This is a genomic window from Nocardia brasiliensis ATCC 700358, from assembly GCF_000250675.2.
In the GTDB taxonomy this organism is placed as follows: Bacteria; Actinomycetota; Actinomycetes; order Mycobacteriales; family Mycobacteriaceae; genus Nocardia; species Nocardia brasiliensis_B.
The window spans coordinates 3,781,346-3,791,897 of sequence record NC_018681.1 but is presented as its reverse complement, the minus strand read 5'-3'; the positions used below and the strand labels follow the sequence as shown (position 1 = coordinate 3,791,897).

The following is a 10,552-nucleotide window of genomic DNA, read 5'->3' as shown; positions in this document are numbered from 1 at the left end:
ATCAGTGATAGGTTCTGCTTCGAGGCTACCTATCGCTGATAGATTGTCAATATGGCAAAGCTGAACCGGGAAACGGTGATCGCCGAGGCGCTCGCGCTACTGGACGAGGTCGGACTGGACACGGTCAGCACGCGGCAACTCGCGAAGCGGCTCGGCGTCGAGCAGCCCTCGCTCTACTGGCACTTCCGCAAGAAGGAAGACCTGCTCGCCGCCATGGCCGAGGCCGCGATGGCACCGCACGCGACGGCCGCGCTGCCGACGCCCACCGACGACTGGCAGGACTGGTTCCGCGAGAACACCCGCAGCTTCCGGCGCACCCTGCTGCTGCGCCGCGACGGCGCGAGGCTGCACGCCGGCACCCATCCGGGCGCGGGAGATCTCGGCCGGCTCGAGCACAAGATGGCGTTCCTCGTCGCGGCCGGCGTGCCCGAACGGGACGCGCAGCTGGCGATGTTGACCGCGAGCCGGTTCACGGTAGGCGCGGTGCTCGAAGAACAGGCGGACGACGGCTCCGCGGCACCGGTACCGGATATCCCGCGCATCGATCACGAATCGGCGTTCGAGGCGGGGCTGACACTGATCGTGGACGGGTTGGCGCAGCGCGTCGAACAAGCTGGGGCACAGACGAACTCAGAGATCCAGAGTTAGTTGGGCGTCCTGTCCCGCCGTGGTCACACAGGGCCGGATGACGCGCGGCGGTGCGGCAAGAGCCACGGTCTCGCAGGTACCACAGATACCCGCCCGGCACAGGGACGGGATCGGGATGCCCGCACGCTCCAGCGCCTCCAGCACGGTGAGTTCGACTGGGACGGTGAGGGTTCGGCCGGAGCGTCGCAACCGCACCACCAGCGCGGGCGGGCGGATCATCGGACGGGACAGCGGTTGAGGCCCACGGCGGATTCGTCGTGCTGGTCGTAGGGCGTGCCGTAGATGCCGACCCGAGCCGCGAGCAGCTTCGCCACCTTGGTGTTGCGCCGCCAGACCGGGTCGTCGGCGGCGGCGCGGCGCGTCCGGCGCCGCCGGGCGCCCGGCAGCTTGTCGTCGAGTGCGCGCAGCCGGACGTCGAGCCCGGCCGCGACGCCGGTCAGCGCGGCCCACGGCTGGATCGGCACGCTGTGTAATGGTGTGTCGCGCAGCAGTTCTCGTACCAATCCTGGGCTGCTGAAGTAGGCCAGCAAGCCGACGAGCGGCGCCGTCGCCTGTACCTTCAGCCGATCGGCCAGGGTGGTGCCCGCGAGCCGGTGGGTCGCCGCGCCCGCCATGGTCGCGGTCCACTCCGGCGCCGTGCCCGCCGTCGCGACCATGTAGTCCGACATCTCCATGCCTTCGACGGCCGAGCGCGGGATGAGTTCATCGGCTACACCGAAGACGTAGGCGATGTAGGCCCAGTAGTGCATCACCGCGTTCAGTTGCCGCTCAGTGCACGGCCGTCCGTGCGCGTGGTCGAAACACATCGGGGACAGTCCGAACGTCACGGCGGCGCCCATCATGGTGCTGTTCGAGATCGGGTTGCCGTGCGCTGCGAAATGGTCCGCGCCCCAGGCCCGGCGCAGGCCCGCGCGCACCTGGGCGTGCATCAGCCGCACCCGCACGGTGTCCTTGAACACCGGTGACCAGCGTTGCATGCCGCCGCGCACGGTGACGTTGCGAAACCAGGTGGCGGTCTCCAGGTTTCGCCGGTACGGGTCGTTGACGAACCGCCCGGTGGCACCGGTCGCCGAGGCCACCTCGGCGCCGACGAACGTGCCCATGAAGTCCTGCACGCCCATCGCGAGTTTGCCGGAGGTCGAGACATTGATCCACAGGCGGCGGCCGTACTCCCACAGCTGCGGGTCGTACCAGTCCGGCGGGGTGTCCAGGCTCGCGAACAGCGAAACCAGTTCCGGCGGTGGGTCGTCCACCGTCTCGATGCCGTGGTCGAGCGCCTGGTCGAGCAGGCGCCGGCCCGCGGCGGCGCCGATCCGGGCGAAGGCGGCGACCAGCCGGTCCATCGGTTCGTCCCCCTGCCACAGATGGTCGGCCATCAGACGGGTGCGCGGCGTCTCGACCGGGATCGGCCGCACCTCCAGCCACGGCGACAGAATCGATTTCCTTGGCTCGTACCACAATTCGGAGGGCACGGCGCGCGGCGGAGCAGGTCGCAGCGGCATCCCAGGGCGGTAGTAGTAGTCGTAGGGATGGTCGGTGTGCACGTCGAGCATCGGTCAGAATCCTGTCAGTTGGCGGAATCTCGTCACCGGCGTGGTGCCGTGATCGGCGTGCACGGGGCAGTAGTGTTTGGGATCGGCGCGATGTTCCGGTGCGGGCCACAGCAATTCGGGGGCTTCCGGTGGCGCCAGCGTGGCCGGACGCAGGCCGCGGGCCCGACGTCGCCCGGCCCGGATCCGCGGGAAGAAATAGCGGATCTCGTCCGGCGTCACCCGATTCAGCGCGGTGAACAACGCGCACCACCGGTCGAACCAGAACTGATCCCGCGCGGTCCAGTCGAAGCCCATCGTGCGCCGGATCGCCGGATCGCACAGTCCGATCGTGACGAACTGGTAGAACCTGGCGCCCGCCGGGCGAAACAGCCTGTTCCACAAGGGTTCCGGCAACAGCTCCAGGATCGGGAACGGCGGCACCGGGGCCTGCTCGGCCAGGCGGTACACCTCCCATGCGGCCTTGGTCGGCTCCAAGACGTGCTCGCACATGTGCTTCCAGTACTCCTGGAACTCCGGCCAGCTCTTCGGCACGACCCGCATGCTCATCCCGTACATCTCGTACCACTGGTATTGCTCGCGCCAGAGCTGCTCGCGTTGTCCCGGCGTCAGCCCGCCCATGAAGAGCTCACCGGCCCGCAGGGTCTGCACGAAGAACACCGCGTGCGCCCAGTAGAACGTGCCCGGGTCGAGGGCGTGATAACGCCGCCCCCGGTCGTCGCGTCCTTTGATCGTGCGGTGATAGTCGACGATCTCGCGCGCGGTCTGCTCGGCGCGCGGGCCGTCGAAGACCACGCCGACGATCGGGTACGCCGACCGCAATACGCGCTGATAGAACTCGTCCTGGATCTGCGAGTGATACTCGACCCCTGCACCGAGACCTGGATGCATGTTCTGCACCATGCCGAGGAACAACCCGCTCGGTGCGAAGTACAGCGAGCCGAAGATCTTCCAGGTCAACGAGTCCGGGCCGAGCGGAACAGGTACACGGCGACCCTCGTGCACCACGTCTCTGTGTGCCACCATGAATCGATGCTGACACGAATAAATACTCGCGTTCAATTCGTCTTCTGATGCCGCCGAAGACCCGGAAAACACCGCAGCAGCAGCGGTCTCGCGCCATGGTCGCGCGCCTCGTCGACGCGGGCCAGGACGTGCTGATCCGGCACGGCTACGACGGCGCGTCCACCAATCGGATCGCCGAGGCGGCCGGTGTCAGTCCCGGCTCGCTGTACCAGTACTTCCCGGACAAGGACGCGATCGTCACCGCCGTGATCGACCGTTTCAACACCGAGGTCGCGTCCGTGGTGCACGGCAGCGTGCTGGCGAACCTCGCGGAGCCGCCCGAAATCGCCGTTCCCGCAGCGATTTCCGTGCTGCTCGAGGCACTCGGCCGGCATCCCGCGCTGCTGCGCGCGGTGATCGAGCAGACCCCGCGGCTCAGCGGCGCGAACACGGTGTTCGCGTTCGAGCAGCAGATCGGCGGCATCGCGAGAGCCGCGCTCGCCATGCACAGTGCCACGCTGCCCGACGACGTCGACTTCGACGCCGCCTCGTGGCTGCTCGTGCGCACCGTCGAACATCTGACGATCCGCTACGTGCTGGACCAGCCGCCCATCTCCCGCGAGCGGTTCCTGGCCGACATCACCCGGTTGATCCTGAACTTCTTCTATCCCGCGCCGAGCGGCCTACCTGCGAAGAGACCGACGCCGCGCCGGTCACGAGCAGAACGCGAGTAGCCCAGACGACAACGGGCACGCGCCCGCCCCGCGGCCGCGTGCCCGTTTCGACGCCCTAGTGCTCGGCGGCCTTCGCGCGCGCGCCGAACCGCGTCAGGCCCACATAACCGGCCGAGACCAGCACCGCCCACACCAGGCCGACCACGAGCGCGGTCCGTCCGCTTTCGGTCCAGAACAGCAGCACGACCACCAGCGCCAGGAAGGCCAGCGCCGCCACAGTGGTGTACGGCGCGCCGGGCAGACGATAGTCGCTGGCGGGCAGCTCGCCGCGCGCGACCTTGGCACGGTAGAGCAGATGGCAGACCAGGATGATGCCCCACACGAAGATGATGCCGATGGTGCTCACCGAGGTGATGTAGGCGAACGCCTTGTCCGGCGAGATGACGTTGACGATCACGCCGATCACCATCGCCGCCGCCGACACGCTGATGCCGACGTAGGGCACCTGCCGCGAACTCAGCTTCGCCAACGCCGACGGGGCTTCGCCGTGCATCGACAGCGTGCGCAGCATGCGGCCGGTCGAGTAGATGCCCGAATTGCACGACGACAGCGCCGCGGTCAGCAGCACGAAATTGATGATGCCCGCCGCACCCGGGATGCCGATCTGCTGGAAAACCTCGACGAACGGGCTCTTGCCCTCGTGGAAGGTGCGCCAGCTCGCCACCGACATGATCACCAGCAGCGCGCCGACGTAGAACAGGCCGATACGGAACGGCAGCGTGTTGATCGCCTTGCGCAGCGTTTTGCGGGGGTCGCGGGCCTCGCCGGCCGTCACGCCGACCAGCTCGACACCGACGTAGGCGAACAGCACGATCTGCAGCACCAGCAGCGACTGCCCGAACCCGTTCGGGAACACCCCGCCGTCGGCCCAGAGGTTGGTCACGGTCGGGTTCGCGGCGTGACCGAAGCCGATGGTCAGCACGCCGATGCCGAGCAGGATCATGCCGATGATCGCGGTGACCTTGATGGCGGAGAACCAGAATTCGCCCTCACCGAACAGCCGCACCGAGATCAAGTTCGCCGCGAACATCACGGCGAGCACCACCAGCGCGGTGATCCACGGCTCGATATCGAACCAGTACTGCACGTACTTGCCCGCGACCGTGATCTCGGCCATGCAGGTGGCCACCCACACCGCCCAGTAGGACCAGCCGGTCACGAAACCCGCGAAGCGGCCAAGGAATTCGTGCGCGTACTCGGCGAAGCTGCCGGACACCGGCCGGTAGGTGAGCAACTCCCCCAGCGCGCGCATGATGACGAAGATCGCCACACCCGCCGCCAGGTAGGCCAGGATCAGCGCGGGGCCCGCCTGCTCGATCGCGCCGCCGGCCCCGTAGAACAGGCCGGTGCCGATCGCGCCGCCGATGGCGATCATCTGAATCGTGCGCGGGCTCAGGCCGCGCGCATAGCCCTCCGATTCGCCGGCGCCGGTCTGGTCGAGGGGTCCGGCGTCCGATACTTCACGGTCGGCGGCTGTCATAGTGCGGTCCTTCTCTCTTGCGGCAACGACGCGACGGCCGGGGTCGTCGGTCGGTGACCCCGGACACATGACATGGGATCATCGCATGTTCTCGCATCGGCCGACACGTCGCGCTACCGGTAGCAGCCGTCCGCCGGGCACCGAGCGGCACCCGGCGAACCCGACTTCGCAGGTGAACGGCCCCCAACAGGTCGAGTCGGTAAATCGGTCCGGTCCGCTGAGCGGATTGCTTCAGCAAGAACCATGATTCGTCAACGAGATTCGCAGCCGACGACGGCGTTCAGGCTCCGCGCCGCGTCCAACGGGCGGGCTCGCGCGGAACCGAACGCCGCGCCGCGCCGTTCACGATCAACGGGGAGTAGTGTCAGTAAGGTAACCCTAATTCTAATCGTGGGAGGATTACCTATGGCTCGACCTCGCACCACCCTCACCGTGCAGCGCACCGAGTGGCTCAGCCCGCATCTGATCCGAGTCCACCTCGGCGGACCGGGCTTCGCCGCGTTCAAGGACAACGAATTCACCGATTCGTACGTCAAATTCATCTTCGAACGCGACGGCATCGAGGTGCTACGCACCTACACGGTTCGCTCGATCGATCAGGAAGCGGGCGAACTCGCCGCGGATTTCGTGTATCACGGCGCCGAGGGCATCGCGGGACCGTGGGCGGCCGAGACCAAGCCCGGCGACACCATCGACCTGTACGGTCCCGGCGGCGCGTACGCACCCCGGTCCGATGCGGACTGGCATCTGCTGGCCGGTGACGAGGCGGCGCTGCCCGCCATCGCCGCGGCACTGGAGGCGATGGACGCGGACGCGGTCGGTTACGCGTTCGTCGAGGTGGCCGGACCGGACGACGAACTGCCGGTGCGCAAGCCCGACGGCATCGAGTTCACCTGGTTGCACCGCGGCGGCCGCGGACCGGGCGAGGTGCTCGCCGAAAGCGTGCGCAGCGCACCGTGGAAAGACGGGCAGGTCCAGGTCTTCATCCACGGCGAAGCCCAGACCGTCATGCACGACCTGCGGCGCTACGTGCGCCGCGAGCACAATGTGCCCGCCGAATGGGCCGCCTCGATCTCGGGCTACTGGCGGCGCGGTCGCACCGAAGAGGGCTTCCGGGAATGGAAGGCCGAGCTGAAGGCCAAAGACGCGGCCGAGCCCGCTGCTTCCCAGGGCTGAGCAGAGTTCTACCGGAGCCGACGGCCCGAGGCCGCGTGCCGATCGGTCATGACGGCGTCGAAGTCCCGGAGTCCTTCAGCACCCGTTCGATCGCCGTAAGAGTCGCCGCCACATACTTTTCCGGCTCGGCCAGGAAGACGTCATGGGCGGCGTCCAGCTCGATCACCTCGGCGCCGAGCAGTGCGGCCAGTTCTCGTTGGTCGGTGGGTGGCACCGCCCCGTCGCGGGCGGTGACCACCACCGCCGTGGGCAGCCCCGCGAGTTCGGCCGCGTGCGGCCGGAAGTCGAAGGCGTACTCGGCCAAGATCACATCGACGATCACCCGCGGATGACATTGTCCCAGTTCGGCACTCAGCCACGGCCATAGTCGGGCCACCTCCGGCACGCGCGCTCGCGCCCTGCGGAAGTAGGCCAGCGGCAGCGTCCGGCCGATCCCCGCGCTGACCTGCGCGAGCGGGCGCAGCCCGCGGAAGAGCACCCGGCCGATCCGGTCGGTGCGGCTGTCGAATGCCATCGCGGTCGCCTCGAACACCAGCCCGCGCACCCGATCCCGGTGGCGCCGAGCGAATTCCAGGCCGACCGGGCCGCCCAGCGAATACCCGCACACCACCACCTGAGCGATGCCCAGCGCGTCCAGCACCGAGGCGGCGTCGTCGGCGCACTGAGCGATATCGAATCGTTCGTCGGCGACCAGCGGCAGGCCGCGGCCGTGCCCGCGCAGGTCCAGTGCGACGAGGCCGTGCTCGGCCGCCACCGACGGCATCAGGTGACAGAAATTGACGTCCGCCGTCAGCGCCCAACCATGCAGCAGCAGAACCGGATCGGGACCGGGCACGAATCGGACCGCGATCGTCGACCCGTCGGGTAGCACGATCGTCCGGCGTGGCGGCAGCCCGGCCGGACCCTCGACCACGTCCCCACCACCGTGCTCAGCACCCCCCGAAAGGCTCGCCATCACCCGAACGACGGTAGCCGATGATCGCGTTCAGGAAAGGGGTAACGCCTGCGCCGCCCGCCGGATCTCGGGCAGCCGCGCAGGGTCGGCGAGCAATCCGGTCAGGGCGAATTCGACGATCTCCGCCGGGCTCACCGCGATCTCCGGCAGTGCGAGGGCATCGAAGAGGGCCTGGACGAGGCGCGCCCCGGAAACCGGATCCATCGCCCGCACGTCACCTTCCCGCTGACCAGCCGTCACCAGGTCAATGACGAGGCGATCCAACCGGGTGACCAGCCCCAGCTCCGCGGTGAAGCGTTCCCGGGTCAGCTCCTGGGTGGTGAGGATGGACGCGAGTACATACGGCGACGCTTGCAGATGGTCCAGCGCTTCTGCCAGCCACCGATGCAGCTTCACCACCGCGGGCGCGTCGAGCGCGTCGAGTTCGTCTGCCAGCGCCAGCGGGCGCTCCAGACCGAGGTGGACCAGCGCGGCGAGGATGTCGTCTTTCGCGGCGAAATGTTTGTAGATGGCGGGTTGGCGCACCCCGACGGCGGCGGCGATGTCGCGCGTCGAGGTGGCCGCGAATCCACGCACGGCGATGAGCTCGGCGGCGGTCCGCAGGATACGTTCGGCCGCCGGGCTCGATCGGGTCGTTTCCGCCGTCATGCGATCCAGGCTAACGGCCGTACGGTTCGTCCCCGAGCAAGGCGGTGGCCAGATTCCGATAGAAGGCCAGGATGCCGGGCTGTTCCTTGGGGCTGAGGTGACCGCGCGCGGTGAACTGCGCGGCGACGCCGCGCTGCACGGCTTCCAGACCGTCACGGTCCTCGTCGTTGATCATCATGGTGACCGCCTGCTGAGTGCGGCGCAGCGCTTCGGAATCGGTGGCCAGTTCCGGCAGGGTGAGCACGCCACCGATCACCTGGACCCGGTCGATCGCGGTCGGGGTGAAACTGAACCAGACCACCTGGTCGCCGATCGCGATGAACGCGCTCACCGGGAAACCCAGCAGCAGCATGCCGTTGTTGCGCTGGATCTCGTTCAGCCGCACCGCTTCCGGCTCCACCGGCAGGGCGAGCGGGATTCTGGCGTGCAGTACCCACGGCGAATAGTGCTCGACGTGGATATCGCTGCCGCCCGGCATGAACGGTTCGAGCGTCTCCCGGTGCAGACCGATGACGTGATAGTTCTCGTGCCCGTTCTCCATCACCAGTTTCCAGTTCACCTGCCATTCCAGCGACCACGAGTCCACCTGCACCATCTCGCCGAGGCGGTATCCGTCGAACTGGGCCGCGGCCCGATCGAGATGCTCGCCGATCGGTTCGGCGGCCGCGTCGAGGTTGATCCAGACCAGGCCGTTCCACTCGGCCAACGCGAATTGCGGCAGCCGGCACAGCTTGGGCGCGAAGTCCTGGTTGCCGCCCATGTACGGCGCGCCGCGCAGCTTGCCGTCGAGACCGTACTTCCACAGGTGGTAGCGGCAGGTGAACGAATCGGTATGGCCGGCACCGGGTTCGACGAGCGGCATCAGCCGGTGCCGGCAGATCGAGGACATCGCGCGCAGTTCGCCGTCCTGCGCCCGGCTGACGACCACCGGCTCCCCCGCGATCGACAGCGCCACATAGTCGCCGGGGCGCGCGAGCTGATCGACGTGCGCGGCCAGGATCCAGCTGCGCCGGAAGATCAACTCGCGCTCCAGTTCCCACAGCTCGGGCGAGGAGTAGGCGCTGGGCGGCAGGGTGAGCGCCGGGGGTTCCGGCTCGAGGTAGCGGTGCAGTTCCGCGAGGATCTCGCGGATGCCCGAGGTGGTGATCGCGGTCATGGGGGCCTCCCGAACGTGAGGTTATCGTTCGATAACTTCGTCCAGGCTATCAAGCGATAACCACTCGTCAAGGCATTATTTCCGGTGCCGGCACGACGGCGGGCCACCCCGGAAGTCCCGGGATGGCCCGCCGTACATCGAGCGCGCTACTGCTTCGGCGCGCGCAACGCCTCCTCCACGAACCGGGTGGTGTAGGTCTTCGACAGATCGATGCGATCCCGGACCGGGCGCACGTTCTTCGAATACTGGCCCAGGATGTTCAGAACATTCTGGGCGCCTTCGGGTTTCATCACACCGTCGCCGTTGAACATGCCGATCGAGTCGCGGATGGACTGGACGTAGAGGTCCTTGCCCGCGCTCGCGTACTGCGAGGGCATCTGCGCGGCGATCTCCTCCGGGGTGTGCGCCTTGATCCACTGCAGGGTCTGCACGAACGCCGCCGCGAGCTTGCGCACGATCTCCGGGTGCGCGTCGATGGTCGCGCAGCTCATGTACAGCGAGGTGGCCGGATACAAGCCGCCCAGGGCGGCCCGGGTGCCCGCCTCGGTGCGCATGTCGACCAGAATCCGCGCCTCCCCGGAATTGACCATCTGCGCGACTGTCGGGTCGGTGGTCATGCCCGCGTCGATGCCGTTGTGGTTCATCCCGGCGATGAACGTCTGTCCCGCACCGACTTTCACCCTGGTGTAGTCCGCGGTGGACATCCCCTGCTGCCCGGTGAGCGCCTGGGTGAGGAAATCGGTCGACGAGCCGAGCGAGGTGACGCCCAAATTCTTGCCGCGCAGGTCGGCCGTCGACTTGATCTCGTCCGCGTCCGCCGTGGACACCAGCTCCACTTCGCCCGGCACGTCCGAGAACTGCACCACCGAACTGATGCACTGATCCTTGGCCTGCAGATCGATGGTGTGGTCGTAGAAGCCGACCACCGCCTGGACATCGCCGGTGAGCAGCGCGGTCTCGGCGTTCGCGCCGGACTGTTCGCCGAGCAGCTTCACATCGATGTCGTTGCTCTCGAAGTAGCCGAGTTGCTTGGTGAGCATCGCGGGCAGGTAGATCACCTTCTCCAGCCCGCCGACCATGATGGTGATCTCCGGGCGCCCGTTCACCATCGGAATATGGCGCGAATCCCGGCAGCCCGTGGCCAGCAGCAGCGCCGCCACGGCCAGCACGACGATCGTCACATGCTTGCGATATCTCATG

The 10,552-nt window shown here is 67.8% G+C and carries 11 protein-coding genes; 3 read left to right on the top strand and 8 right to left on the bottom strand.

What is annotated here, in order from left to right; all coding sequences use genetic code 11:
* Window positions 1-51: 51 nt before the first annotated feature.
* Window positions 52-648 (top strand): TetR/AcrR family transcriptional regulator C-terminal domain-containing protein, encoded by a 597-nt coding sequence (locus O3I_RS17150; RefSeq protein WP_014984210.1) that lies wholly within the window; start codon window positions 52-54, stop codon window positions 646-648.
* Here O3I_RS17150 and O3I_RS43840 read toward each other — a convergent pair.
* The 3 genes from O3I_RS43840 to O3I_RS17140 are packed head-to-tail and all read right to left on the bottom strand — an operon-like array spanning window position 631 to window position 3,224.
* Window positions 631-867, bottom strand: a complete 237-nt coding sequence (locus tag O3I_RS43840) for a 2Fe-2S iron-sulfur cluster-binding protein (protein WP_081594018.1) — start codon at window positions 865-867, stop codon at window positions 631-633. The genes O3I_RS17150 and O3I_RS43840 overlap by 18 nt on opposite strands.
* On the bottom strand, window positions 864-2,201 hold the full coding sequence (locus tag O3I_RS17145) for an oxygenase MpaB family protein (protein WP_014984209.1): 1,338 nt from the start codon (window positions 2,199-2,201) through the stop codon (window positions 864-866). Before O3I_RS17145 ends, O3I_RS43840 begins: the two co-directional genes overlap by 4 nt.
* 3 nt (window positions 2,202-2,204) lie before the next feature.
* Entirely contained in the window at window positions 2,205-3,224 is a 1,020-nt protein-coding gene (locus O3I_RS17140) for an oxygenase MpaB family protein (protein ID WP_014984208.1), read from the bottom strand.
* A 47-nt stretch (window positions 3,225-3,271) separates the two neighbouring features.
* On the opposite strand from O3I_RS17140, the gene O3I_RS17135 reads away from it, so the two are divergent.
* Window positions 3,272-3,937, top strand: coding sequence for a TetR/AcrR family transcriptional regulator (locus O3I_RS17135; protein WP_202804943.1), 666 nt, complete (start codon window positions 3,272-3,274; stop codon window positions 3,935-3,937).
* Window positions 3,938-3,992: 55 nt separating this feature from the next.
* Here the strand turns inward: O3I_RS17135 and O3I_RS17130 are convergent, their stop codons facing one another.
* Window positions 3,993-5,417, bottom strand: coding sequence for an amino acid permease (locus tag O3I_RS17130; protein WP_014984206.1), 1,425 nt, complete (start codon window positions 5,415-5,417; stop codon window positions 3,993-3,995).
* A 405-nt stretch (window positions 5,418-5,822) separates the two neighbouring features.
* Here O3I_RS17130 and O3I_RS17125 point away from each other — a divergent pair, with 405 nt between their 5' ends.
* Entirely contained in the window at window positions 5,823-6,593 is a 771-nt protein-coding gene (locus O3I_RS17125; RefSeq protein WP_014984205.1) for a siderophore-interacting protein, read from the top strand.
* Between the two features lie 46 nt (window positions 6,594-6,639).
* On the opposite strand, the gene O3I_RS17120 is transcribed toward O3I_RS17125, so the two are convergent.
* From O3I_RS17120 to O3I_RS17105, 4 genes are all read right to left on the bottom strand, one after another.
* On the bottom strand, window positions 6,640-7,548 hold the full coding sequence (locus tag O3I_RS17120) for an alpha/beta fold hydrolase (RefSeq protein ID WP_081594017.1): 909 nt from the start codon (window positions 7,546-7,548) through the stop codon (window positions 6,640-6,642).
* A gap of 30 nt (window positions 7,549-7,578) precedes the next feature.
* Window positions 7,579-8,196 carry a TetR/AcrR family transcriptional regulator gene (locus O3I_RS17115; RefSeq protein WP_014984203.1) on the bottom strand — a complete coding sequence of 206 codons (618 nt, stop codon included), beginning with the start codon at window positions 8,194-8,196 and terminating at the stop codon, window positions 7,579-7,581.
* Between the two features lie 10 nt (window positions 8,197-8,206).
* The gene (locus O3I_RS17110) at window positions 8,207-9,352 is read right to left on the bottom strand and encodes an aromatic ring-hydroxylating oxygenase subunit alpha (RefSeq protein ID WP_014984202.1); all 1,146 of its coding nucleotides are present in this window, start codon (window positions 9,350-9,352) and stop codon (window positions 8,207-8,209) included.
* A 146-nt stretch (window positions 9,353-9,498) separates the two neighbouring features.
* Window positions 9,499-10,551, bottom strand: coding sequence for an ABC transporter substrate-binding protein (locus O3I_RS17105; protein ID WP_041562667.1), 1,053 nt, complete (start codon window positions 10,549-10,551; stop codon window positions 9,499-9,501).
* Window position 10,552: the final 1 nt, after the last annotated feature.